This is a genomic window from Mesorhizobium sp. WSM4311, assembly GCF_002295115.1.
Taxonomy (GTDB): Bacteria; Pseudomonadota; Alphaproteobacteria; order Rhizobiales; family Rhizobiaceae; genus Mesorhizobium.
Genome location: NZ_NSFV01000012.1, coordinates 142,142 through 166,499 on the forward strand (window position 1 = coordinate 142,142; position 24,358 = coordinate 166,499).

Genomic DNA, 24,358 nt, shown 5'->3' on the forward strand with positions numbered 1-24,358 from the left:
CTCATCCTCCGCTTATGTCGCCTCCCGCGTGACTCACCACGAGATCATCGCGGTGGATCATCGCCGAACGCGCTTCGTAACCGAGCACGGTTTCGATCTCGGCCGTCTTCAGGCCTGCGATCCTTACGGCATCGGCGGCATCATAGGCAACCAGCCCGCGCGCGATCTCGCGGCCCTCGGGCGACAGGATCGCCACCGTATCGCCGCGCGAAAAATTGCCGCTGACCAGTTTGACGCCGGCCGGCAGCAGCGATTTGCCCGATGCCAGCGCACCGACGGCGCCGGCGTCGACCGTCAGCCGGCCGGCCGGTTCGAGCTGGCCGGCGATCCAGGTCTTGTAGCCCTTGACCGGATTGGCGCTCGGCCGGAAGAAGGTGGCGCGTTCTCCGCGCTCGATCGCCATCAGCGGCGACAGCCGCGTGCCCGAGGTGATGATCATCGCCGTGCCGGCGGCGGTGGCGATCTTGCCGGCATCGAGCTTGGTTCGCATGCCGCCGCGCGACAGTTCGGAGGCGGCAGCCCCCGCCATCGCCTCGATGTCTGATGTGATGCGGTCGACCACCGGAATGAACTTGGCTTGGGGGTCGCGCACCGGCGGCGCCGTGTAGAGCCCGTCAATGTCGGAAAGCAGCACCAGAAGGTCGGCGCCCATCATGGTGGCAACGCGCGCGGCCAGCCGGTCATTGTCGCCATAGCGGATTTCTGAGGTGGCCACCGTGTCGTTCTCGTTGATGACCGGCACCGCCTTCATCTTGAGCAATGTCGAGATCGTCGCCCGCGCATTGAGATAGCGGCGGCGCTCCTCCGTGTCGCCAAGCGTCAGCAGAATCTGGCCTGACTTCAGCGCGCCCCTGCCGAGCGCATCCGACCAGGCGCCGGCGAGCGCGATCTGCCCGACGGCAGCCGCCGCCTGGCTTTCCTCGAGCTTCAGCGCGCGCTTGCCGAGGCCAAGGATGGTGCGGCCAAGCGCGATGGCGCCAGAGGAGACGACGAGGATTTCGGCACCGCCCTGGGCAAACACCGCGATGTCGTCGGCGAGCGAGTCCAGCCAGTCGCGCTTCAGGCCAGTGGCGCGGTCGACGAGCAGCGCCGAGCCGATCTTGACGGTGATGCGCCGGTATTTTTTCAGCGACTGCATGGCCTTACTTTTCCCAGCGCGTCTCGACCGGCGCGGCAATCTGCCCCCGCGCCTCGGCAATCACTGTCATCAGCGCCCGAAGCACCGCCTCCACGCCTTCGCCGGTGACGGCGGACAGCAGCATCGGCGCCCGGCCCGCGGCGCGCTTCAGCGAGGCGACCTTCTTCTTGCGTTCATTGGCATCGAGCGTGTCGACCTGGCTGAGCGCCAGGACCTCGACCTTGTCGGTCAGGCCGTGGCCATAGGCCTCGAGCTCGGCGCGCACGGTCTTGTAGGCCTTGCCCGGGTTTTCCTCCTGCGCCGAGACCAGGTGCAGCAGCACGCGCGTGCGCTCGACATGGCCGAGGAAGCGGTCGCCGATGCCGACGCCCTCATGCGCGCCTTCGATGAGGCCCGGAATGTCGGCAATGACGAATTCGCGCGCATCGATGCGCGCGACGCCGAGGCCGGGATGCAGCGTCGTGAAGGGATAATCGGCGATCTTCGGCTTGGCCGCGGTGACGGCGGCCAGGAAGGTCGACTTGCCGGCATTGGGCAGCCCGACCAGCCCGGCATCGGCGATCAGCTTCAGCCGCAGCCAGATGTTGAGCTCTTCGCCGGGAAGGCCGGGATTGGCGCGGCGCGGCGCCTGGTTGGTCGAGGTCTTGAAATGCTGGTTGCCGAAGCCGCCATTGCCGCCCTTGGCGAGCAGGAAGCGCTGGCCGACCACGGTGAGGTCGCAGATCAGCGTCTCATTGTCTTCCTCGAACACCTGCGTTCCGGCCGGCACCTTCAGCGTCACGTCGGCGCCCTTGGCGCCGGTCATGTTGCGGCCCATGCCGTGGACGCCGGTCTTGGCCTTGAAATGCTGCTGGTAGCGATAATCGATCAGCGTGTTCAGCCCGTCGACCGCTTCCAGCCAGACATCGCCGCCGCGGCCGCCATCGCCGCCGTCCGGCCCGCCGAACTCGATGAATTTCTCGCGCCGGAACGACACCGAACCGGCGCCCCCGTCACCCGAGCGGACATAGACCTTGGCTTGATCGAGAAATTTCATGGGATTGCAGTTTCTTTTATTGGCCTTGCGGCATTGCTCTTAACCTTGGGCCTTGCTCTAAACCAAGGCGCGGTCAAGGGCGAGACCGTTTTGTGACATTGGCCGCGTGGGGTCGGCCGGAGACATGTCGGCATGAAACTTGTAACCTACAACATCCAGTACGGCATCGGCCTTGATGGACAATACGATGTCGCCCGCATTGCCGGCACGGTGCGCGGCGCCGATGTGATCGCGCTGCAGGAGGTCACCCGCAACAATCCAAGGAACGGCGGGCGCGACATGGTCGCCGAGATCGGCGAGGCGCTGCCCGACTATTTCGCCGTCTATGGCAGCAATTTCGAGGCCAATATCGGCTCGCGCATCGAGAACGGCCGCGCCATCACCACCACCTTCCAGCTCGGCAACATGATGCTGTCGAAGACGCCCATTCATCTGTCGCGCAACCTGCTTTTGCCGCGCAGCCGCAGCTTCGAGATGATGAATTTCCAGCGCGGCGCGCTGGAGGCGCTGATCGAGACGCCGCTTGGTTTCATCCGCTTCTATTCCATCCATCTCGATCACCGCAGCCCGGTCGAACGCGCCAGGCAGATCCAGTTCCTGCGCCGGCGCCTGTTGAACTATGCGCTCGAAGGCGGCGCATTGTCAGGCGTCGCCGAGATCGGCCTGCCGGAACTGCCCCATCCCGAGGCCTTTGTCGCCATGGGCGATTTCAACATGCTGGCCGGCTCGCCCGAATATCTCGAACTCGCCGGCCGGCCGGACCATGAATTCGGCATGCCGCTGACCGCCGACTTCGCCGTTGACGCCGCCGCGCGCCTCGATGTCACCGGCGACGATCTCGCGAGCTGGGTCGACCCCAAGGATCCTACCAACACCAGCCGCCACAAGCGCATCGACTACGTCTTCACCAGCGCATCGCTGGCCAGATCGCTGCAGCGCCTGTGGGTCGACCGGCAGGCGACCGGTTCGGACCACCTGCCGGTGTGGGCCGAACTGGCCTGATTCAGTCTTCGGCCTCGCTCCGATGTGTGTTGAGATTCAGGTCAGGCCGCGCCGAGAGTGGTGGCTTCCGAGAACCGGAGCGGAGCGTACTTAAAGTACGTGAGCACCGGAAGCGCAGGAAGCCGCCATTCGCAGGCCGGCCTCACCTGAATATCAGCACACATCAAAAATGCACCCAGTTGCGCAGGCTGATCCACGTCTTCCTGTCGAGCCTGTAACGCTCGACCGGCACTTGGCCGGCGACGATCGAATTCAGCATGCCCTGCCCGGCATACTGGAAGCCGCACTTGTGGATGACCCGGCGCGAGGCCGGATTGATGACCCGCGTCGAGGCATGCAGCACCTGGACCGACGTCTGCTGGAAGGCGAGGTCGACCAGCGCGTGGGCGGCTTCCGTCGCATAGCCGCGCTTCCAGTAGGGTTCGCCGATCCAGTAGCCGAGCTCCAGCCCGCGATCGGTGGTGTTGAGCCCCGCGCAGCCGACGAACGTGTCGGTGCCGGCCAGCGTCAAGGCGTAGGCGATGCCGGCGCGGCGCGACCGTGTCATGGCCAGGAATGCGCGGGCCTCGGCCTCGCCATAGGGGTGCGGCATGCGCGCCAGCATCTCGGCGACGTGACGGTTGTCGGCAAGCTCGACCAGTTGCGCGATGTCGCTCTCGCGCGGCGCCCGCATCACCAGCCGCTCGGTGGCCAGCACCGGGCAGTCTATCGCGTAACTTTCGTCTTCTGAGTCTTCCGCTTCGGCAACCATTTCAAAGTCCTCCAGGCACAAGAAAAAGGGGAGATGGAAACCCATCTCCCCTGATCCTTTTCCTGGCGTTGCCAGACACCGGTTCCCGAGATGGGTGCCGGTGTTCTAGTGCGGAACCGGCTACTCCGCGGCTTTGGCGATCGGATTGACCGATACGTAGGTTCGGCCGTTGGCTTTCTTGTTGAAGGTGACCGCGCCTGATTCGAGCGCGAAAAGCGTATGGTCCGTGCCCATGCCGACATTGACGCCGGGATGCCACGTGGTGCCGCGTTGACGAATGATGATGTTGCCCGGGATGACGGCTTCGCCGCCGAACTTCTTCACGCCCAGACGCTTGGAATGCGAGTCGCGACCGTTGCGCGACGAGCCGCCAGCTTTCTTGTGTGCCATCTAACTAACTCCGTTGCGCCGCAAGGCGCCTAAAAGGCCTTATGAACGCGTTCGCGTTCCGTTTCAAGTCCGATCCGGCGGATGTTTCGCCGGAAAAATTACTTCTTCGCCAGTTCCTTGGCCTGCTCGCGCCAGTCCTTGATCTGGTCGGCGCTGAACGGCATGTGCTCGTCGATCTTGGCGACATCCTTGTCGGTCAGCTTGGCGAGTTGCGCGAAGGTGATGATGCCCTGCTCGTTGAGGTCCTTGGCGGCGACCGGGCCGATGCCCTTGATCACGGTCAGGTCGTCCGGCTCGCCCTTCGGCGCCTTGAACAGCGGCGCGGCGGCCGTCTCGGCCGTCACTTCCGCCTTGGGGGCGGCTTCCTTCTTGGCCTTGGCCTCCTTCGGCGCGGCGTCGGCAGCAACCTCGGCCTTGGCTTCCGCCTTCACGGCGGCCTTCTTGGCCGGCTTGGCGCCACCCAGCAGGATCTCGGCGATCCGCACGGTGGTCAAAAGCTGGCGATGGCCGATCTTGCGGCGCGAGTTCTGGCGGCGGCGCTTCTTGAAAGCGATGACCGTGCGGTTCTTGCCCTGCTCGACGACTTCGGCCGTGACCAGAGCGCCATCGACGAACGGCGCGCCGAACGTGACATTCTCGCCCTCGCCATGCGCGAGCACGTGGCCGATCTCGACGATATCGCCGACATTGGCTTCGACTTTTTCGATCTTCAGGAGATCGTTGGCGGCAACGCGATACTGCTTACCGCCCGTTTTAATGACTGCGAACATTTTTTGCCTTTCGCTGTTCGGTCGGCCTTGATGAACCGCCTGAGGCGATTCGGCCGTCTTTTTGTCAGTCTGCGGGTTCAAAAAACAAGCGGCGCGGAAGAACCCTCCACGCCGATTGCGCGCTGTCCCTAACCGAAGGTTGCGCAGGAGTCAAGGCAACAGCCGTTGCCGGGACAGTCATTGACCGGCAAGGACCAGGCATGTCGACATGACCGCCCGGCGTCGCCGTCGCCCGGCGGCGAGGATGCGTGGTTGGCCCGTGAAACGGCGTGGGCTCGCCTGCAAAGACCTGCCCTGTTTCAGTCGCTTGTCCCGCAGGCCGGATGACAAGCCAAATATCGGTGGATTTGGCCTTGTAACCTGCCCGTTCAGCCGTTATCTAGTGCGCCGCGCCGGCAACGGCCGACCATGACCGCGGAGAGGTGGCAGAGTGGTCGAATGCACCGCACTCGAAATGCGGCATGGGTGCAAGCCCATCGGGGGTTCGAATCCCTCCCTCTCCGCCATTTAGCTTCCATAAAAATCCTTTCCTTTCAAAAGCTTCCTTGTTGCGCTTGACCAGCACGAAGCGAAACATATCTTAGACTGTGTAACAAACTGTGTAACATTAGAGAAAGATAATGCGACGTTCCGCAGCGCCAAAGCCGCATAAACGTGAAGGCATCTGGTATCTCGTCCGCAGGGTGCCGAAGGAATTCGCGGCGTTTGATCGCCGCTGCCTAGTACGCATTTCCACGGGCGTCGCCGTGGCTGACGATCCCCGCGGTGTACGGGCGCGAGATGCAGTGCAAAGCCTCGGCGCGGGGCTGGAGGCGTATTGGCGTAGACTGCGGGAAGGCCAATCCGCCGAGGCGGGGCTGCGTTTCGAAGCCGCGAGGAAGCGCGCGCGGTCATTTGGATTGGCCTATCGCACTAACGAGGAACTAGCAGCGGGGCCGCTCGACGAACTCATGGCCCGTATCAAGCTGCTCCTCGACAAAAAATCGATCGAGGACGCGCAGGACGTCTCGGCCGTCATGGGTGGGGAGAAGCGGCCAGCGGTCCGCCTGAGCGGTCTTATCAAGGAATTCGAGACGATCGAGCAACAGAACTTGCTGACCATGTCGCCCAACCAAATCAAGAAATGGCGTAACCCCAAAAAGCGCGCAGTTGCCAATCTGGTTGGAGTCATTGGCGACAAGGAGATCGCAAGCCTCACTCGGGACGACGCAATCGCGTTCCGCGAGTGGTGGCAAAAGCGGATCGTTGAGGATGGACTTGATATCGGTACGGCCAACAAGGACATCGGCCATGTTTCGAAAATGCTGCGCGTCGTCGATCTGACTCACCAGCTCAAGCTGGAGCCGGTTTTTCGAAACCTGCGTCTTTCCGGCGCCGTCCCCGGGCAACGCGCTGCGTTCACAGCGGAGTTCATTCAGGAGAAGATACTCGCTGAAGGCGCGCTCGACGGACTCAATGACGAAGCCCGCCATCTAATCTATGTGATTGCCGATACCGGACTCAGGCTTTCTGAAGCGGCAAACCTCACCACCGAAACAATCCACCTCGATCGAGAAATCCCGCATGTGCGGGTGCGCCCCAATGGCCGTCGCTTGAAGACCGGTCATTCAGCCCGTGACATTCCCTTGGTTGGCGGCGCACTTGCAGCCATCAAGCTCCATCCGGACGGCTTTCCTCGTTATCGCGACAAGGCCGCGTCACTTTCAGCGCTCGTCAACAAGGTGCTCGCCAGCAAGGAACTTCTGCCGACTTCCGAGCATAGTCTTTATAGCCTGCGACACACTTTCGAGGACCGGCTGACGGCAGTTGAGGCGCCGGAGAAGGTAATTGCTTCTCTGATGGGCCACAAATGGATCCGGCCCAAATACGGCGCGGGACCTTCGTTAGCGCAAAAGCGCGAGTGGCTCCAAAAAATCGCTTTTACCCCGCCCGGGCGAATGTGATTGCGGCGCCATCCAGGCCTTGAGAACCAACCTCACGGCTCCAGCTGTCCGAGCCATTTAGGTTGAGCGTGGCCAGCACGCGCTGCGCTCGCTCGCGATTTCCGAGCTTCCGCCGCATTTGTTCGACCTCGTATTCCAGCCTTTCGAAGGTCGGTATATAGGCATCTCCATGCCGGATGACCAAGTAGGCGGCAACAGCTAGACACCATTCTAGCTCCGTGGCCGATGGATCGGAAAAAGGGGCGACGCCATACCAAGACGAGCAACGCCTCTCGAGGGCTTCCGAACTAGGCAAACGGCCAGCATGTGGCATGGGAAAGAAACCTATGCCTGATCGACGAACCTAAAGTGCTCACGAAGCTTGACCGGTACGCGGGCCATCGGAGGGTTCTGCCTAAAACCGCCAAAAATTTTGAAACACCCATTCATCCGGCTCGAATTCAAAGGGATCGGCGATTTTTGGGTTATGGCTTGCAAGCATAGTTCAGCCCAGACAAGAACGCCTGATATCTTGTCGTGCACTGTCACCCTGCCAAATATGGTGCCGGCGACAACGGCAGTTTGGCGAGCAGAAGAATTCCCGAGACTGAGACGTTCTACGGCTTGGCCCATGTTCGCGCTCCTCCTCGATTGGAGACAGGATGGGCCATATGGAAGCGAATAAAAGGAGGTTGGTGACGAGTCTCGGTAGTGGAGTAGAAACGGGTGGAAAAGCTTGCGCTATTCGCCATCGGCGCCGCTAAGCGCATTTGAGAGAAGGGGCAGCGATCGCCAAGAGATGACGTCCGATCGCAAGCCGGCTAGAAATGCGACAGTGACGCGCCTTTTTTGGCACGACCTTAGCACCCGATCGGGCCTCAGCTGGTCGTCGTTGCGCAGCCGATCGGGTGCGATTTTTATAAAGCTCTCTTGGCTTTAGCTTTGAGAGCCCGTCATCGAGACAAATGCAAGGGAACGGTCCGCCCCCTGGGGACATTCGACATGCCGTGGCAGCTTCCTATGGTGAGCCAGCGCATTCCGATACACGTTTTCCGCGCTCTACCGTTGCTCCAGCACCTGTGCTGAGGCTGAGCGCTTGATCAGGACCCGACCGCTGCTGTTGCGGGATGGTGACTGGGTTGAGGTCGCGAAGACCTTGACCGCGGGTACGTTGTTCATCCCGATGAGCGCTGAGCCGAGAAGCAGCCAAGAACGCTTCCCGTAATCGAATCCTACGGGAACCGCGAAACCAGCGTCCAAAGGACGCAATTCTCCGACGTCGTTCACTCAAGCTCATCTCGCAACTTGAACGCTTGTATGAAGCCGCTGCATGTGCGCCGGTGGACCGGATTGCTGCTATCCAAACCACGTGCTCAGTTTCGCCCCCGTAATAACTCTACCGTCCGAAACGGCTTTCGCGCGTCAGGTCCACCCCACATGAAAGTTCCGCGAGCAGCACGGACGGAGAGGCCGGTCACAACTCCTTCGCGTGCTCTTTTACTACCGAATCAAGTGCCAAATGGAGAGGCACTGCCTTAGAGAACAGGAAGCCCTGCGCGGTTCTGCAGCCAAGCTTGTACAGAGTTTGCCGATCTGCCTCTGTTTCAACGCCCTCGGCCATGACCTCGATCCCGAGCGTCCTACCAAGATCAATCACCGCTTTGACAAGCAGCCGATTCTCCCGGGACTTGGCTAAGCCGCGAACGAAGCCCTGATCTATTTTCACCTTCCTGATCCGACTGTCCTTGAGCGATGCCAACGTCGAAAAACCGGTGCCGAAGTCATCGAGCGCGATAGAAATGCCAGCATGTGAAAGCCGGGCGAGCTTTTCATCCACTCTGTCCGGATCCACTGGGGCTTCTTCGGTAATCTCGATGTCGAACATCGTTGCAGGGAGGTCTTTTGCCGCCAGACCATTAAGAATCATCTCGTCAATATCGCCAGCTTCCAACTCGCACGGTGAAACATTCATCGCCACACGAACATCACGACGGTCAGCTTTGACCAAGCCCTCGATAAGAGCGCAACAGTCGGCGAATACCGTTTGAGTTAGCAGCTGAAGCATTCCAGTTTCGCGTGCCGCTGTCATGATCTCGGGCGGAGAAATGGGACCGTGAAGCGGGTGAGACCATCTTAGCAAGGCTTCAAAACTGACGACGGCTTCAGTTTCGAGTCTTACGATTGGCTGAAACCAAGCGACCAAGCTTCTCATCGTTATCGCCGAATGAAGATCGCGTTCGATTGACTGGCGGCGTTGCAACTCCCGGGCTAGCTCGGCATCGAACAGACAAAATTCATTCCTGCCGCGGCGCTTAGCTGTGTAAAGGGCGATGTCGGCCCGCAACAACATTTCCGTTAGTCCGGGGTTTTCAGCCAAGTAGATTCCTATAGACGCTCCAATGCGGACTGATGCGATCCCAGGATAGGGGCGAGCAAGCTTGGCTATGAGATTGGACGCGAGATTGGTGGGAGAAGGAGAATTCTTTCGCGAAGAAAAAACCAGCACGAATTCATCCCCACCGATGCGGGCGAGCGTTGAGCCCTCCGGTGCTTCTTCCTCTATTCGGCGGGCGATCCTGGCAAGCAGCTCGTCACCCGTTCTGTGACCGTAGGTATCGTTGACAGATTTGAACCCGTCCAGATCAATCAGCATGGCCACAAAGGGTCCATCGGTGTTCTCAAACTGATCGATTGCATGTTCGAGGCCCCGCCTGTTGAGGAGCGCGGTAAGATGGTCCTCCCTGGAATTGCGCTCCATTTCCGCGGCAAGCCGCTCGGCTTGATGTCTCAGGCGGCTCGCGTCACGGAAGCGCGCTTGTCCAACGAACGAGGATCGAACCAGGCCGCCCTCGAAAAGCAGGACGGCAAAAGCCAGAATGTAGTTTTCCGGGGCTCCCTTCGTCAGCAAACATGCGGCGGCAATGAGGAGTGGCGGTGTGATGAAGCATATCGCTGCCGCAGCATATGAGCTGCCGTACGTGACCGCGCCAGCTGAAATGCCCGCCAGAATTATTAGATGCAGCGATGCTTGAGACGTCGTGTATCCAGCCGTTAGGACGGCAAGGAATGACCAGGTGAATCCCGCCAGAAGAGCAAGCCTGCCAAACCAGCGAAGCCGCAGCCAAACCCGTGTCAGATCATCCTGGACTCCGGGTTCCTTCAGCTGATGACGGGCGAGTGCAAGGCGGGCGGCATTTATCGCATTAACGACCGAAAACCAGGCCGCGCCAGCAAGACCGTTCCCGGAAAGGGCCTGCACGGTCAAAATCAGCCCGGACAGCACAATGCTTATCGGCATTGAGACGAAAAGGCCTGCCCTCAGATCAGCGAGCTGGTCCTGAAGGATTCTCGCCTCCAGCGGATCTTCTTTTTCCAAGGCTGGACGGGTCAGCTTGCTTACTCCTGCTTGTCCGCAGCCTATGCAGCCCCCCTGAAGGACGGGTTAATTCTTCAATCGGAGATCAGCGTCGGGGAGCAGGATTACTCCGGTGCATCATGCACTCTCTCATCGCTCGCCCAGCACGCGCAAAAATGCGACTGCTGGTGCAGTATCACCGCTGGAGCTCCGCCGAAATCCCATGCCGGACAAGGGGAACATGTTGGGCAAAGCGAAGCCCCAGATGCCTTGCAAGCCGTGCCGCCAGGTGGTCTCTGGAGTAGAGTCCAACCAATATGTTCGTTGCATGGTAGAGCGGCGCCGCCGACAGGCGCAGCCGCCTTTCGTATATATGCAGCATGTCGGGGTCGCCAACATTGCGGCCGTCGCGGCACGCAGTCATGATTCCACGGGCGAGTTGCTTCTGGCTGCTGAGACCGATGTTGAATCCGTGAGCGGTCACCGGGTGCATGCCGATGGCAGCGTCGCCGATGAGTGCGGCGCTCGGCGCCCGGAATTTGTGCGCCCAGGTCGTGACCAGCGGATAGGTGTGGCGCTTGCTTGCCAAGGTCATTTTTCCAAGGCGCCCTCGACACCGTTTCGTCAACTCCGACAGGAACAAATCATCATCGAAGGCAAGCAGTCTATAGGCCTCGTTTGAGCGCAATGTGAGCAGCAGCGACGACATGCCCTCCGCGAGGGGCAATATCGCTATCGTCTGATGGTGATCGAACCATTCGATGGCGATCTGGTGGTGGGCGCGCTCGTGCCTCACTCGGCAAATCAGCATCGAGTGGCCAAGCCGGTTGATATCGGCGCCGATGCCTAGCAGATCACGCGTGGCGGACAAACGCGAATCCGCGGCAACAACCAGCCGAGCAGTTAAACGCGCGCCATTAGAGAGCGTTACGACTGCTCCTTCTTGGCTGTTTGTTGCATCGACGACCGAGTGGCCGCACAACAGCCGGGCGCGATCCTGCAAGCGGACGATTTTGAACAGCGCCTCGCGGATCCGGCAATTTGGAACCAAAACCCCCAGCGGTTCTCCAGAGTTGCTGGGAGGATCGAAACGAAGAGCGAATGCGCTCGAGCCGTTGAGCACGCGCGCGCCTTGAAGTGCTGATTTGTCCGAAGCCGGGATGACATCCCAGGCGCCGAGCTCGCGAAGGGTTCTGATCGAAGCGTTGGTCAGCGCGATTTCGCGACCATCGAAAGCCGGATTCGCCAGACTATCGAATGTGTTCTGTTCAACAACTGCCACCTTGAGTTCGCTTTGGGCAAGCGACGCAGCGAACGAAAGGCCGACCGGGCCGGCTCCAACGACAACGATGTCAAAATTATCGTCAGAGCCCATCAGCGTGCCGCCATCCGGTCGCCTATCCTCGTGTAACGGTGGAACTGAGCCGAGTGACATGAGCTCCGTGCCCGCCGCATTGCCTAAAGGCGCTGGGCCGGGAGATTCGCATCGATCGGCAACGAAGCACTCAAAGCGCTCAGAGGTGGATGCGGCTAACCGATCCCGCCCTTTCGCCGCGCAGCCGCGCAGATCGCCGCCAGCAAGCGAGACACTCGCGACGCTGGTCAGCGACGGCCGCGCCGCATCGATCGCCACATTCCACCTGGAACCCTTGCGCATACTACTCACGCTCCACGACGTCGAAGCGGGCTCTCTTGCGAGGGTGAGGGTATCGAACGTAGCGCTCTCTCTCGTCATCCCAGCCAAGGTAGCGGAAACTTTTATCCACGACCGCGCATATCTCATCAAGAACCTGCTGCATGGCTTCGATGTCGATGTCCTTGCAATTCAGTCGCCGATAGAGCAAAGCCCACGCGGCGACATAGTCGTCGAAATAGCGCGCGTCACTCGAACCAATGATCAACTTCGGACGGTTGATCGATTTCGAAAACGCACGTCCCAACCCCGATGATGCTCCGCAGCACGTTGACATCACGAGGATCTTCGGCGCTGGATGCGAGCCCTGGAACATTTTTACGAAGTCAGCCCAAAGAAGGCCACTTCGCCCACTGGACGAAGCGATCCCGTCACCATTGCCGTGCCCGGCGATGTGAAGCACGTCGCACTCCGCCTCCATCGCTCGTACTACAGCCTCACCAAATTTCGTTCGGTTCAACGCCATTTGGAGCTCCGCGCGGATGTTGACAGCCTTTAACAAGTGCTGCACGATCGGTCCCTCTTGCCTGTCGGCGAAGTAGTCATTTGCATTGTGGCAGTCGATGATGTGTACGGTGTTCATGGTACTCCAGCCGCTTGTTCGTTCATCGTCGTGACGAGCGGACACCACGCGCGCGGAACCGCGTGACGTGCGCTGGGTTCCGGTACCGTCGCATAGCCTCAAGGCGCGGGCCGGGAATCGGGATGGATCGGCAACGACGCACACAACCCATCAAAGGCGAAAGCTGTTGATCGGCCCCCTGTCCGCGCAAGCCACGCGGATGGTCAGCCAGCAAGCGAGATACACACGACGCCGGTCAGCTAATGGCTGCGCCGTAAGCACAAGGCATGGCCGACCACACGACAGAAAACCCAGAACCGTGAAGGTGCTGATAATGACGACCAATCTTTCCGTAAGTCATGCATTTCTCCGTCGAAGACTGGTCAATAGACCACGCCGATGAGTATGACCCTGATCTGGATCAGCCAGACATGACCAATCGGCACTGGCGGTTCACGGTCAGGTGATCGACCGTGACGTTCCACTTTGGAACCCGTGCGCACATTGCCAAGCTCTCGTCCGGCCACGCGAGGTACTCTCGTGGCATCACACGCCTCATACTGGGTGCAATGGGAGGCAGTCCTTCGCACGACAGAGGCTTTTCACAAATGTAGTGTGCAGCTTAGGTCAAGATGGTCATGGAGCATGGAGCATGGAGCATGGAGCATGGAGCATGGACAGCTTGTTCCCGACCGAGCCGGCTCGACTGACGAGCGCGATCCGCGCATCTTATGCACAGCGGATTGAAATCAGCGTTCCGGTTTGTCGTCCCGATCAATTAGTATCCGCTCGGCGGCTCCGTCGAGATCTTCGTATTGACCGCTTCGCAATGCCCAGACGAAGCCGGACACACCCAGTGCACCCAGAAAAAGGGCCACTGGTATGAGATAGAGCAACGTCGTCACGAGGATTATGCCGAATAGCTGACTGCGGAGCGTCCGACTTTTTGAATAACTTGCAGCGTCGCATTCGCCCCGAAGCCGTGCAAGCGCAATGCGTTTCCAATAACAAGCACCGATGAGGCAGACATGGCAATCGCCGCTAACAAAGGCGTGGCGTGGCCCAGGATGGCGATCGGCACGGCGACGGCATTGTAGACGATCGCAATCGCGATGTTCTGGCGGATCAGGTGTCCCGCCTTGCGCGAGACGTCCAGCGCGAGAGGCACTGCCAGAAGGCTTTCGCGCAGGAATACGAAGTCGGCGGCATTGCGGCCAATGTCGGCGGCGGTGGCCGGAGCGATCGAGACATGCGCCGCGCTCAGCGCCGGCGTGTCGTTGAGGCCGTCGCCAACCATCAGAACCTTGTGTCCGTCTTTCGCCAGGGTCTCGATGCGCTCGACCTTGCCCGACGGCAGCAGGCACGGAACGAAGTCCTCGACACCCAGCATTCTTGCAACTTCACCGCAGGCACCTGCGGTATCGCCCGACAGCATTTGCATCGACACCCCAGTATCGTTCAATCGCTTGATCGCCGCCGCCGCGTCGGCGCGCAGCGCATCCTCGAAATCGAAGGTCGCGACAATGAACCCGTCTTTTGTCAGCACCGTTCCGCCATAGCCATGGTTGCCTTCACCACCGGTCCGGGCCTTCCATCCAGCCCATCCGCGTCGACCCAGCCGCCAGATGCTTCCGGCGACAGTGGCTTCGATCCCGAACCCCGGATGCTCTGTGACGGCATCGAATTTGTGTTGCCCGCCAGGAGCGGCAAAGCCGGTTATGGCCTTTGAAAACGGGTGACGCGAGTGCGCGGCCATGTCTGCCGCGATTGCCAGCATGGCCGGATCGATCGACGATGCATTGAGGAGCCGGGGTTGTCCGAGCGTGAGCGTTCCGGTCTTGTCGAACACTGCGTTATCAATCGTCGCCAGGCGCTCCATGGCCGAACCGTCCTTGACCATGATGCCGTTCTCGAACAGACGCCGCGCGGCGACCACCTGAACGATCGGTACGGCGAGGCCGAGCGCGCACGGGCAGGTGATGATCAGAACGGCAATGGCGATCGTCATCGCCCGGTGCCAGTCGCCCGTCGCCGCCATCCAACCCAGGAATGTCACGAAGGCGGTGAGATGAACCACGGGCGCGTAGAGTGCCGACACGCGATCAGCGATGCGGCGATAGTGCGCGCGACCGCCCTCTGCGGCTTCCATCAGCCGAACCATTTCGGCGAGGAACGAATCCTTCGCGGCGGCGGTCGCCTCGATCGTCAGCGGGCCGGTAAGATTGAGCACGCCGGCCTGCACGGCTTCGCCCGGCGCCACGTTTTTCGGCGCGCTTTCGCCTGAGGCCAGCGAGCAGTCGAGATCAGACGCTCCGTGGATGATCTTGCCGTCGACGGGGATCCTTTCACCGGCCGCGATCAGCAGCTGCATCCCCGGTTCGATCTCGCCAACCGGCAGATAGTCGCGCGCGCCATCGCCGCGCAGCACCATGGCGCCGCGTGCGGCCAGCTGCGACAGGCCTTTCACCGCGGTGCGGGCACGTTCGCGCATCACGTGATCCAGCGTCCTGCCGATCAAAAGGAAAAAAAGCAGCGAAACCGACGCGTCGAAATAGGCGTGGTCGCCATGGTTGATCGTCTCATAGAGGCTCATGGCGTAAGCGAGCGACACTCCGACCGCGATCGGCACGTCCATGTTCATGCGGCCGTGGCGCAGTGCATTCCAGGCCGAGCGGAAGAAGATGCCGCCGGCGAAGGCGAGCGCTGGGATGGCGATCAATGCGGAGACCCAGTGAAACAGGTCGCGGGTAGCCCCTTCGGCCCCGGACCAGACAGAGACCGAAAGCAGCATGATATTGCCCGCCGCGAACCCGGCAACCGCGACGGCGCGGATCAACTCCGAAAGCGTCCTGTCCTTTTCATCAATCTCGGGGGCGAAGAGATGCGCCTGGTAGCCGAGCCGTCCAAGCGCGGCGACGAACGGTGGAACCTCGTCGCCACGCCAGCGGACCGAGACCCGTTTCGTCGACAGGTTGACGCGGGCGCTCTCGACGCGATCGAGCGTTCCCAACGCCGTCTCGATCGTCTGGATACAAGCTGCGCAATGAACGCTCGGCACCGAAAGATCGGTTTGGCGGAGATCATCTCCAAGCGATCGGCTCGCCAGCCTGATCTCTTGACTAGACGGCAGGACCGACGTGGTGCTGCCCAGATCAAGCGCCATTTCGGCGCCCGGTGCACAACAACTCATTTCAGCGCTCCATGGGAAATCATGATCCTGCGGACTTCGCGGTAGGGCTCGGCCAGACCGGCGTCAGCGTCGACTTCGACGATCCAGACGCCATCCTTCGGCATGTGCTGGGCTGCGAATTCCTGGCCGGAGGCGAGGGCGAGGTTGACCGCCTTGTCCTCTTTCTCGTAGGCGGGATGGCGAAACAGCACCTTGACGCCATGCAAGGCAATCGGCTTGCCGACGGCGTCGGTAAGGCTATAGCGGACCTCGCCCCATGCGATGGTCAGCTTGCCGGTCCAGCCGAGCGCTGCCTGCGCCCGCCCCTCCTCGGCCTTCTTGTTGAACTGCTGGCTCGCCACATAGGTGTTTTCGACGACAAGGCCGGTCCAGCTCGTGTTGGCGAGCGTTGCCATCGTCAGATTGACCGCGATGACCACCCCGAAAAAGGCTAGGATGATGGCCAGCATGTGCCTGCCGGTGAATACGCGGGGTTTTTCAGCGTTAGCGGTCATCTGGCAGTCTCCGGCGCGTTGAAGGTGGCGGTGTATTCGTCCGCCTCGAAGCTCGCCTTGTCCTCGACACGGAACTTGAAGGTCTGCGCTGTGCCCTGGATTTGATCCGCCGGCTGGCGCACGAAGACCTTCAGCATTTTCAGGCGGTCGGGTTCGACCGGAATGGCAAAAGAACGGCCTTCCGGGATGTCGTCGCCGACCACGCTCATCTCGGCGCCCTGCAAGCCTTGAATCGCGACAACGATCGTCCTTGGCTCGGGGATCATGTTGAGCAGCTTGACGGTGTAGCCGTTGCGGATCGAGCCGTCGGACAGCGTGACAAATTGCGGATTGCGATCATGCAGCACGTTGACTTCGAGCCGATCGCGCGTCAGCAGCGAATAGAGCAGACCCAGGCCGATCAGCGACCAGATACCCATGTAGACGTAGGTGCGTGGCCGAAAGATCTTGCGGATATGGAAATGCGCCACCTTGTCGGAGAACAGGCCATCAGCGGTCCTGACCTGCGACGGGTTGACTGAACTGGAGCCGCCCGCGGTCGCCAGCATCATGTTGGCGTTGTAGTCGGACAGTGTCGCATAGGAGATCAGCCCGCGCTCCTTGCCGAGCTTGTCCATGACCCCGTCGCAGGCGTCTATGCACAGCGCGCAGGTGATGCATTCCATCTGCTGGCCATCGCGGATGTCGATCCCCATCGGGCAGACCGCGACGCAGGCATTGCAGTCGACGCAGTCACCGACCGGCAGCCCTGCGGCAAGGACCTTCTTGGCGTGGCGAGAACGCGGTTCGCCGCGCCAGTCATTGTAGGTGACGGTGAGAGAACTTTCGTCGAGCATCGCTGCCTGGATGCGCGGCCATGGGCACATGTAGGTGCAGACCTGCTCGCGCATCAGACCGCCGAACGTGTAGGTGGTAGCCGTCAGCACGGCGACAGTGATGTAGGCGACGGGTGGCGCGGTGCCGGTGAAGAGTTCGCCAACCAGCGTCGGCGCATCGGCAAAATAGAAAATCCAGGCGCCGCCGGTCGCCGCACCGATGACCAGCCAGACGGCGTGCTTCGATAAGCGCAGCATCAGCTTGCGGGCGGTCCAGGGGCCTGCATCGAGTTTCATGCGAGCGTTACGGTCGCCCTCTATCGCACGTTCGACGACGAGGAACAGATCGACCCACACCGTCTGAGGGCATGCATAGCCGCACCAGGCACGGCCGACAGTCGAGGTGATCAGGAAAAGACCGACGCCCGCCATGACCAGGAGGCCGGCCACATAGAAGAATTCCTGGGGCCATATCTCGATGAAGAAGAAGTAGAAGCGCCGGTTCGCGAGATCGAGCAGGACTGCCTGGTCCGGGGCAAATGGACCGCGAGCCCAAGGCAGCCACGCAGCCAGGTAATAGATGCCAAGTGTGATCGTCATCACCAGCCATTTGAAGCGACGAAAGTTGCCCGAGGCGCGCTTCGGAAAGATCTTTTGACGCGCGGCATAAAGCGGCTTGCGGGTTTTGGCGGAATTGACAGTTTCTGTTTCGAGCCCTGTCAACTGCGTCTTGTCACGCATGTGCAACTCCACTTTCCCAGCCAATGTCAGGGGCACCTGTCGTAAAGCCTCGCCGTAGGATAGCCTTGCCGGGTTGTGCAGATCGCATTAGGGATGGTGTCGAGGCCCGGCTCACGCCGGGCCTCGTCCGCTTGGCAGGGGGGACCGAAGAATAGGACCTTCCATTCCTATTCTCCGCCGCCAAGCGAATGGACATAAACTGCAAGTTCCTTGACCTTGATCTCGCCGAGACGGCCAACCCAGGCCGGCATGACGCCCTGTTTTGGCGCACGGACCTGTGCGGCGATGGCTGTCTCACCGGATCCATAGAGCCAGATCGCATCGGTCAGGTCGGGGGCGCCGAATTCCCTGTTGCCTTTTGCATTGTCGCCGTGACAGGCCACGCAATTCTCGGCAAAGACCTTGGCGCCGGGTTGGATCAGACTTGCATCGCGGACCTTGCCGGAAAGGCTGGCCACGTAGGCGCTGACTTGTGCGATCTGGTCGGCGGTAATGATGTCGCCGAAGGCCGGCATTTCCGACAGGCGCGTGTCCGGATCGGATGCGAAGCGGATGCCGTGCGTAATCGTCTGCTGGATCTGCTCGGCCTTGCCGCCCCACAGCCAGTCGTCGTCGTTGAGATTGGGAAAGCCCTTGGAACCCTGGGCGCCGGAGCCATGACATTGTACGCAATTGACCTTGAAAGCGGCGCCACCGGCGGCGATTGCGAATTCGCGCAGGCCGTCGTCCGCGGCGATTTCCGAGACGCTCTTGGACTCCACCGCCGAGATATATTTGCCCTTGGCGGCCTCAGCCGCGGTCAGCTCGTTCCTGACCTCGTTGCGGCTGGAATAGCCGAGCACACCCGTTGTCGCCGAGTGCAACAGAGGCCATGCTGGATAGGCAATGGTGTAGCCTATCGCCCAGACAATGGTGACGTAAAAAGTGATAACCCACCATCTGGGAAGCGGGTTGTTCAGCTCCCGGATACCATCCCATTCGTGGCCGGTGGTCGAGACGCCAGAGATTTCATCGATATGCTCGTCGCTCATGATCACTCGTCCTCGAGCGGAATGCGGGCCGCTTCGTCGGCCAGCCTTCGGCTGCCGGGGCGTAGGGCAAAGGCGATGCACCCCACGAAGAACAGCGCCATCGCAACCAGGCCCCAGCTGTCGGCAAACGCCCGCATCAAATTGTAGGTCATCAGCGTTCTCCTCAGCGGTAGCCGGCGGCTTCGTCGTAATTTTTGAAGTCGACCAGTGTGCCAAGCATCTGCAGGTAGGCGAGCAGGGCATCCATTTCGGTGACCTGTTGCGGGTTGCCGTCGAAGTCGCCGATCTTGGCTTTTGGGTAACGCGCCTCAAGGCCTGATGTGTCGGCATTGGGATCGGCCTGCGCCGCCAGATCCGCATTGGCGTGGGCGATCATGTCATCGGTGTAAGGGACGGCTACAAGCCTGTTGGCGACCAGATGCGTCGAGAAATCCTTCACGTCGATCGGCGTGTCTTTCAGGAACCCATAGCTCGGCATGATCGATTCCGGCACCACCGAGCGCGGGTCGGTAAGATGCGCGACATGCCATGCATTCGAGTAGCGGTCGCCAACTCTGGCGAGATCCGGCCCGGTGCGCTTCGATCCCCACTGGAAGGGGTGATCGTACATGGACTCGGCAGCCAGGCTGTAGTGGCCATAGCGCTCAACTTCGTCGCGGAACGGCCTGATCATCTGGCTATGACAGAGGTAGCAGCCCTCGCGCATATAGATGTTGCGCCCGACAAGTTCGAGCGGCGAATAGGGGCGCATGCCTTCCACCTTCTCGATCGTGTTGTCGAGATAGAAGAGAGGCGCGATCTCGACGATGCCGCCGACCGTCACCACGAGCAGCGAGCCAACGAGAAGAAGCGTGGCGTTCTTCTCGATGATTGCGTGTTTGTCCATCAAGCCCATTACCTGGCTCCTGATCGCGCAGGTCGGATGGCGACGGGGCTCGGCATCGGCTCCTCCTCGCGCTGGTGGCCGAGGATGGTCCTGGTGATGTTCCAGGCCATGATCAGGGCGCCGGAGAGGTACATGGCGCCGCCGATGGCGCGCAGGACATAGTAGGGGTGCATGGCGGCGACGGTTTCGGCGAAGGAGTAGACCAGGAAGCCCTGCTCGCCATATTCGCGCCACATCAGGCCCTGCATGATGCCGGACACCCACATCACCGCGGCGTAGACGACGATCCCGAGTGTCGCCAGCCAGAAGTGCCAGGTGACGAGCCTCAGCGAGTAGAGCCGTTGACGGTTCCAGAGCTTCGGGACCATGTAGTAGATCGCGCCGAACGAGATCATGCCGACCCAGCCGAGCGCACCCGAATGGACGTGCCCGATGGTCCAGTCGGTATAATGCGACAGCGAATTGACCGCCCGGATCGCCATGATGGGGCCTTCGAAGGTCGACATGCCATAGAAGGCGACGGCCATCACCATCATGCGGATGATCGGATCGGTGCGCAGCTTGTCCCAGGCGCCGGACAGCGTCATCAGGCCGTTGATCATGCCGCCCCAGGACGGCATCCACAGCATGATCGAGAACACCATGCCGAGCGTCTGCGCCCAATCGGGCAAGGCGGTGTAGTGCAGGTGATGCGGCCCGGCCCAGATGTAGAGAAAGATGATAGCCCAGAAATGGACGATCGACAGCCGGTACGAATAGACTGGCCGGTTCGCCTGCTTGGGCACGAAATAATACATCATGCCGAGGAAGCCGGCGGTGAGAAAGAAGCCGACCGCGTTGTGGCCGTACCACCATTGCGTCAAGGCGTCCTGGACCCCTGAAAAGGCGGAGTAGCTCTTGGAGCCCGGGAACGAGACTGGTATGGACAGGTTGTTGACCACATGCAGCATCGCGATGGTCACGATGAACGACAGGTAGAACCAGTTGGCCACGTAGATATGCGGTTCCTTGCGCTTCAGGATCGTGCCAAGGAACAGAATGAGGTAGGCGACCCAGACGATGGTCAGCCAGACATCCACATACCATTCGGGTTCGGCGTACTCGCGGCCCTCGGTGATGCCGAGCAGGTAGCCGGTCGCGGCCATGACGATGAACAGCTGGTAGCCCCAGAAGACGAACCAGGCGAGATCACGGCCGAAGAGGCGCGCGCGGCAGGTGCGCTGCACGACATACAGAGACGTGCAAAGCAGCGCGTTGCCGCCGAAGGCGAAAACGACACCGGATGTGTGCAACGGCCGCAAACGACCGAAATTGAACCAGGGCTGGATGTTGAGATCGGGGTAGGCGAGCTGCAGCGCGATCACCACGCCGACCAGCATGCCGACGACACCCCAGAACACGGTGGCGATCGCGCCGTAGCGGATCGGACCATCCATGTAAGCGGATGGGTCAATCGGAGCTGCTGGCCTGAACTCCGTGTTGCGCAACAGGATCGCAGTGAAACCAGCCACTGCGAAGAACAACACCCACATGTGTCGGCGGAAAGGTTCATCCACGCCGAAGCCGGCGGCCACCAGGGCCGCAAAAGCGAACACGCTTAGAAGGACGATCTCTGTGCCGAATTTCATTGCAGATCCCGATCTCGAATCTGGTGGATGCCAAATCCGCAGCGCACTAATCGCGCAGCCGCCGCCCCCTCGCCCTGATCTATGTCAGGCCGCACGATTTTGTGCGGCGCAATCAGCAGGTGGCGAATGAACGAGGAACGCAGCGCGGGCTCACTCCCTCATGGAAGGCGTTCCCTGGGTTGGGCGGGCGCAGACGCGATCGCTGAGGCGAAAGCTGAGGCTCTGCGCGCGTTGGATGCTATTGCCGATGCCCTGCCAAACGTTGTTCGGATCCCATTGGAAACGAACGCGATCGTTCCGCCGAGCCGTGGCAGATTAAGGACCATGCTTCGCCGGTATGTGCCGAAACACACCTGGCGATTGGTCACGTTCCTATCAAAGCCCGAAAGCTGTTTGTCTCGACAACCGTGACGCCGCTTCGTCGAAGGCGCGGCGACATCGCATTAAAAGGCAAACACGGCCCGCCCCGGAGTCATGCGACATGGCCTCGCCGCTTAGGGCCGCTCGCGTCCGCCGCCACAGCGCTTCTCCAGACGGCTTATGCTGTCCACCGTCACATGGCGTGCGTTCTCAATCCGAATCACCCCGTCAGCCCGCAATCGCGTCAGTTGGCGGCTCACGGTCTCGCTGGTGATTCCAAGGAAATCAGACATTTCGGCACGCGTCAGCGGCAGATCGAAGGAGGCCGACCCGGAAGCCGCATCGAGACTGGAATCGATATTCCGGGCCATCATGAGGAGAAAAGTCGCCACCTTTTCCGGAGCTGTCTTGCGCCCCAGCGTCACCATCCACTCGCGCGCCTCATCGAGTTCATTCAGCGTCTGTTTGAGCAGGCGATGCTCGAATTCCCGTGACGCCTTCATCATCCGTTCGACGGCCGCTCGCGGAAACGAACACAGCGTGACTGCTGTTGCCGCTTCCGCATTGATCGAGCTTTCCTCCTTGAAAGGACGTCCCAGAAAATCCGGTGCAAACTGGAGACCGACGATCTGCTGGCGCCCATCCGACAGGCTCTTTGATAGCTTTACCACGCCTGAAAGCACGTTGGAGTAGCTGTCGACGTTCTGTGCCTCGCCGGTCAACTCCATTCCTGACTCGATCCGGCGACGCGAGCAAGTCTTGGCGAGCCCAACCAAATTGTCTGGATCGAGCGCACCGCAGACACCGCGACGCCGTGCCTCGCAAGGGAAGCAAAGAACAGGAATGCCGGAACTATGAATGTCTTGCCGAAAGGTCATGCGTTCGCCTTACCCGATCCTAACTGCCGGCAGGATACCCATCCAGGGTAGAGAAATCCTGCGGCGGTTTGTCCATGAGCGCGGCTGATCGAGATCAGGGTCTGCTTCAGCGATGCGTGCAGTGTTCCGGCGGGCAACACGGTGAACGCGAGATGCAATCGGAAATAGCTGTCAAACTCAGCGAGAACGTCCCACGCTACACCAGCTATCCGACGGCGCCGCATTTCCATTCGGGGATCGATGCTGCCATTTACCGTGGCTGGTTGGAGACGCTGGAAAGCGGCGACGAAATCTCGCTGTACCTGCACATTCCTTACTGCGACAAGCTCTGCTGGTTCTGCGCCTGCCACACCAAGCAGACGCACCAATATGAGCCGGTGGCCGCTTATCTGCGCTCGCTGAATGCCGAAATCGTCACGATTGCCGGTCTGGTGAGCGGCAAGGCACATGTCCGTGCAATCCACTTCGGTGGCGGTTCGCCAACTATTCTGAGGCCCGATGATATGGTTGCTCTTGGAGCGGCCTTGCGGGACAGCTTCGACCTTCTCCCGGATGCTACGGTCAGCATCGAAATCGAAACCAACGACATGGACAAGGCGCGCCTTGATGCACTTGCTCAAATCGGCGTAACGCGGGCGAGCCTCGGCGTGCAGGATTTCGATCCGCAAGTGCAAAAAGCAATTAATCGTGAGCAGAGTTTTTTGCAGACCAAGGCAGTCGTCGACGGGGTTCGTTCGCGGGGCGTCGAATCGGTCAATCTGGACCTGCTCTACGGGCTCCCGAATCAGACACGCGAGACGATCTGTTCCACGGTGGCGCAGGCACTGACCTTGGAGCCAGACCGGATGGCCCTGTTCGGCTACGCACATGTGCCCTGGTTCAAGAAGCATCAGACGATGATCGACGAGGCATGGCTGCCGAGTCCCACTGAGCGTTTCGCCCAATCTCAACTCGCGGCGCGGGCAATTGTCGCCAAGGGATATGAGGCAATAGGACTCGATCATTTCGCGAAGCCCGACGATGCGCTGGCCATAGCGGCCCGCGCAGGGGTTTTGCATCGCAATTTTCAGGGCTACACTGAGGATCGCTGCCCGACACTGATCGGACTTGGCCCTTCGTCCATCGGTCGTTTTCGCCAAGGCTACGTGCAGAACATGGCTTCGACTGCCGGGTACGGGCGCATGGTTGCGGATGGCGGGTTGGCTGCCGTCCGCGGCGTTGCCCTTTCCGACGACGATCGCGTCCGTGGCTGGATCATCGAGCGGCTGATGTGTGATTTTGCCTTCTCGGCAGTCGACCTGGTGGAGCGGTTCGGCAAAGCCGGCGAGCAGCTCCTTCATCGCTCGAGGTCCATCGCACTCCACGATCCTGCCCGAGCGCTTGAATTCGATGGTGACAGTTTCCTCGTACGGACTGAAAGTCGCCCCTTCATTCGAACCATCGCGGCCAAGTTCGATACATATTTCAAAGGGGGAACGGCGAGGCACTCGGTGGCGGTCTGAGCAAAGCACAGTGCGCTCGCCGTTTGGTCGATCGGCGAACCAGCTGCGTTCGTTTTGACCGCTCATAGGCGACTACCGCATCAAATCGTCGACCGTGAACAATCCGAGCCCTAAGCGGCGACCGGCTTCGGCCGGATTTGAAGCAGGGCAATCAAGAGCGACAAAAACCCCTTCAGCCACCTGAGCAGGAGGGAGAAGTTGTAGCCGGCGGCGG

Annotated in this window: 20 protein-coding genes and 1 tRNA gene; 4 read left to right on the forward strand and 17 right to left on the reverse strand. The window is 60.8% G+C overall.

The genetic code is table 11. The annotated features are described in order from the left end of the window. Window position 1: 1 nt before the first annotated feature. On the reverse strand, window positions 2-1,138 hold the full coding sequence (proB, locus tag CK226_RS26865; RefSeq protein ID WP_095793483.1) for a glutamate 5-kinase: 1,137 nt from the start codon (window positions 1,136-1,138) through the stop codon (window positions 2-4). Between the two features lie 4 nt (window positions 1,139-1,142). Then, a complete protein-coding gene (gene obgE, locus CK226_RS26870) occupies window positions 1,143-2,174 on the reverse strand; it encodes a GTPase ObgE (RefSeq protein WP_095793484.1) in 1,032 nt (343 codons plus the stop codon). A gap of 132 nt (window positions 2,175-2,306) precedes the next feature. Between obgE and CK226_RS26875 the strand changes: the two genes are divergently transcribed. Beyond that, window positions 2,307-3,176, forward strand: a complete 870-nt coding sequence (locus tag CK226_RS26875; RefSeq protein ID WP_095793485.1) for an endonuclease/exonuclease/phosphatase family protein — start codon at window positions 2,307-2,309, stop codon at window positions 3,174-3,176. Window positions 3,177-3,339: 163 nt separating this feature from the next. Here CK226_RS26875 and CK226_RS26880 read toward each other — a convergent pair whose 3' ends face one another. The 3 genes from CK226_RS26880 to CK226_RS26890 form a co-directional block, all read right to left on the reverse strand. Continuing rightward, the gene (locus CK226_RS26880; protein WP_179301136.1) at window positions 3,340-3,927 is read right to left on the reverse strand and encodes a GNAT family protein; all 588 of its coding nucleotides are present in this window, start codon (window positions 3,925-3,927) and stop codon (window positions 3,340-3,342) included. A 120-nt stretch (window positions 3,928-4,047) separates the two neighbouring features. Continuing rightward, on the reverse strand, window positions 4,048-4,317 hold the full coding sequence (gene rpmA, locus CK226_RS26885) for a 50S ribosomal protein L27 (RefSeq protein WP_095771984.1): 270 nt from the start codon (window positions 4,315-4,317) through the stop codon (window positions 4,048-4,050). A 98-nt stretch (window positions 4,318-4,415) separates the two neighbouring features. Continuing rightward, window positions 4,416-5,087, reverse strand: coding sequence for a 50S ribosomal protein L21 (locus CK226_RS26890; protein WP_095772323.1), 672 nt, complete (start codon window positions 5,085-5,087; stop codon window positions 4,416-4,418). 416 nt (window positions 5,088-5,503) lie between these two features. Here CK226_RS26890 and CK226_RS26895 point away from each other — a divergent pair. Both CK226_RS26895 and CK226_RS26900 read left to right on the forward strand, forming a co-directional pair. Further along, a tRNA-Ser gene (locus CK226_RS26895) sits at window positions 5,504-5,593 on the forward strand. 114 nt (window positions 5,594-5,707) lie between these two features. Next, window positions 5,708-7,030, forward strand: a complete 1,323-nt coding sequence (locus CK226_RS26900; RefSeq protein ID WP_063169217.1) for an integrase — start codon at window positions 5,708-5,710, stop codon at window positions 7,028-7,030. 1,453 nt (window positions 7,031-8,483) lie between these two features. Here the strand turns inward: CK226_RS26900 and CK226_RS26905 are convergent. From CK226_RS26905 to CK226_RS26960, 12 genes are all read right to left on the reverse strand, one after another. Then, window positions 8,484-10,385: an EAL domain-containing protein gene (locus tag CK226_RS26905; RefSeq protein WP_082826564.1), complete on the reverse strand. Its 1,902-nt coding sequence runs from the start codon at window positions 10,383-10,385 to the stop codon at window positions 8,484-8,486. Between the two features lie 175 nt (window positions 10,386-10,560). Beyond that, window positions 10,561-11,742: a 5-demethoxyubiquinol-8 5-hydroxylase UbiM gene (ubiM, locus tag CK226_RS26910; RefSeq protein ID WP_024502870.1), complete on the reverse strand. Its 1,182-nt coding sequence runs from the start codon at window positions 11,740-11,742 to the stop codon at window positions 10,561-10,563. A 280-nt stretch (window positions 11,743-12,022) separates the two neighbouring features. After that, complete coding sequence (locus tag CK226_RS26915; RefSeq protein WP_063169219.1) at window positions 12,023-12,640, reverse strand: hypothetical protein; 618 nt, start codon at window positions 12,638-12,640, stop codon at window positions 12,023-12,025. Window positions 12,641-13,368: 728 nt separating this feature from the next. Next, window positions 13,369-13,524, reverse strand: a complete 156-nt coding sequence (gene ccoS / locus CK226_RS26920) for a cbb3-type cytochrome oxidase assembly protein CcoS (RefSeq protein ID WP_081714250.1) — start codon at window positions 13,522-13,524, stop codon at window positions 13,369-13,371. Between the two features lie 5 nt (window positions 13,525-13,529). Continuing rightward, the gene (locus tag CK226_RS26925; protein ID WP_063169220.1) at window positions 13,530-15,809 is read right to left on the reverse strand and encodes a cation-translocating P-type ATPase; all 2,280 of its coding nucleotides are present in this window, start codon (window positions 15,807-15,809) and stop codon (window positions 13,530-13,532) included. Continuing rightward, the gene (locus CK226_RS26930; RefSeq protein WP_063169221.1) at window positions 15,806-16,303 is read right to left on the reverse strand and encodes a FixH family protein; all 498 of its coding nucleotides are present in this window, start codon (window positions 16,301-16,303) and stop codon (window positions 15,806-15,808) included. Before CK226_RS26930 ends, CK226_RS26925 begins: the two co-directional genes overlap by 4 nt. Continuing rightward, window positions 16,300-17,859 (reverse strand): cytochrome c oxidase accessory protein CcoG, encoded by a 1,560-nt coding sequence (ccoG, locus tag CK226_RS26935; RefSeq protein WP_063169222.1) that lies wholly within the window; start codon window positions 17,857-17,859, stop codon window positions 16,300-16,302. The genes CK226_RS26930 and ccoG overlap by 4 nt, the downstream gene beginning before the upstream one ends. Before the next feature lie 167 nt (window positions 17,860-18,026). Then, on the reverse strand, window positions 18,027-18,890 hold the full coding sequence (gene ccoP / locus CK226_RS26940) for a cytochrome-c oxidase, cbb3-type subunit III (RefSeq protein ID WP_063169223.1): 864 nt from the start codon (window positions 18,888-18,890) through the stop codon (window positions 18,027-18,029). 2 nt (window positions 18,891-18,892) lie between these two features. Then, entirely contained in the window at window positions 18,893-19,042 is a 150-nt protein-coding gene (locus CK226_RS26945) for a cbb3-type cytochrome c oxidase subunit 3 (RefSeq protein WP_024502864.1), read from the reverse strand. 11 nt (window positions 19,043-19,053) lie between these two features. Beyond that, window positions 19,054-19,785: a cytochrome-c oxidase, cbb3-type subunit II gene (gene ccoO, locus CK226_RS26950; RefSeq protein WP_063169224.1), complete on the reverse strand. Its 732-nt coding sequence runs from the start codon at window positions 19,783-19,785 to the stop codon at window positions 19,054-19,056. Next, window positions 19,785-21,404 carry a cytochrome-c oxidase, cbb3-type subunit I gene (gene ccoN, locus CK226_RS26955; RefSeq protein ID WP_063169225.1) on the reverse strand — a complete coding sequence of 540 codons (1,620 nt, stop codon included), beginning with the start codon at window positions 21,402-21,404 and terminating at the stop codon, window positions 19,785-19,787. Before ccoN ends, ccoO begins: the two co-directional genes overlap by 1 nt. Before the next feature lie 494 nt (window positions 21,405-21,898). Continuing rightward, complete coding sequence (locus CK226_RS26960; protein ID WP_024502861.1) at window positions 21,899-22,642, reverse strand: Crp/Fnr family transcriptional regulator; 744 nt, start codon at window positions 22,640-22,642, stop codon at window positions 21,899-21,901. Window positions 22,643-22,794: 152 nt separating this feature from the next. On the opposite strand from CK226_RS26960, the gene hemN reads away from it, so the two are divergent. Continuing rightward, window positions 22,795-24,144 (forward strand): oxygen-independent coproporphyrinogen III oxidase, encoded by a 1,350-nt coding sequence (gene hemN / locus CK226_RS26965; RefSeq protein WP_063169226.1) that lies wholly within the window; start codon window positions 22,795-22,797, stop codon window positions 24,142-24,144. The last annotated feature ends 214 nt before the right edge of the window (window positions 24,145-24,358 follow it).

What these genes read in the sequence shown, in the direction of transcription:
- proB (WP_095793483.1), bottom strand. Translation starts at nt 1,138, where the DNA reads ATGCAGTCGCTGAAAAAATACCGGCGCATCACCGTCAAGATCGGCTCG.
- obgE (WP_095793484.1), bottom strand. Translation starts at nt 2,174, where the DNA reads ATGAAATTTCTCGATCAAGCCAAGGTCTATGTCCGCTCGGGTGACGGG.
- CK226_RS26875 (WP_095793485.1), top strand. Translation starts at nt 2,307, where the DNA reads ATGAAACTTGTAACCTACAACATCCAGTACGGCATCGGCCTTGATGGA.
- CK226_RS26880 (WP_179301136.1), bottom strand. Translation starts at nt 3,927, where the DNA reads ATGGTTGCCGAAGCGGAAGACTCAGAAGACGAAAGTTACGCGATAGAC.
- rpmA (WP_095771984.1), bottom strand. Translation starts at nt 4,317, where the DNA reads ATGGCACACAAGAAAGCTGGCGGCTCGTCGCGCAACGGTCGCGACTCG.
- CK226_RS26890 (WP_095772323.1), bottom strand. Translation starts at nt 5,087, where the DNA reads ATGTTCGCAGTCATTAAAACGGGCGGTAAGCAGTATCGCGTTGCCGCC.
- CK226_RS26900 (WP_063169217.1), top strand. Translation starts at nt 5,708, where the DNA reads ATGCGACGTTCCGCAGCGCCAAAGCCGCATAAACGTGAAGGCATCTGG.
- CK226_RS26915 (WP_063169219.1), bottom strand. Translation starts at nt 12,640, where the DNA reads ATGAACACCGTACACATCATCGACTGCCACAATGCAAATGACTACTTC.
- CK226_RS26925 (WP_063169220.1), bottom strand. Translation starts at nt 15,809, where the DNA reads ATGAGTTGTTGTGCACCGGGCGCCGAAATGGCGCTTGATCTGGGCAGC.
- CK226_RS26930 (WP_063169221.1), bottom strand. Translation starts at nt 16,303, where the DNA reads ATGACCGCTAACGCTGAAAAACCCCGCGTATTCACCGGCAGGCACATG.
- ccoG (WP_063169222.1), bottom strand. Translation starts at nt 17,859, where the DNA reads ATGCGTGACAAGACGCAGTTGACAGGGCTCGAAACAGAAACTGTCAAT.
- ccoP (WP_063169223.1), bottom strand. Translation starts at nt 18,890, where the DNA reads ATGAGCGACGAGCATATCGATGAAATCTCTGGCGTCTCGACCACCGGC.
- CK226_RS26945 (WP_024502864.1), bottom strand. Translation starts at nt 19,042, where the DNA reads ATGACCTACAATTTGATGCGGGCGTTTGCCGACAGCTGGGGCCTGGTT.
- ccoO (WP_063169224.1), bottom strand. Translation starts at nt 19,785, where the DNA reads ATGGGCTTGATGGACAAACACGCAATCATCGAGAAGAACGCCACGCTT.
- ccoN (WP_063169225.1), bottom strand. Translation starts at nt 21,404, where the DNA reads ATGAAATTCGGCACAGAGATCGTCCTTCTAAGCGTGTTCGCTTTTGCG.
- CK226_RS26960 (WP_024502861.1), bottom strand. Translation starts at nt 22,642, where the DNA reads ATGACCTTTCGGCAAGACATTCATAGTTCCGGCATTCCTGTTCTTTGC.
- hemN (WP_063169226.1), top strand. Translation starts at nt 22,795, where the DNA reads ATGCAATCGGAAATAGCTGTCAAACTCAGCGAGAACGTCCCACGCTAC.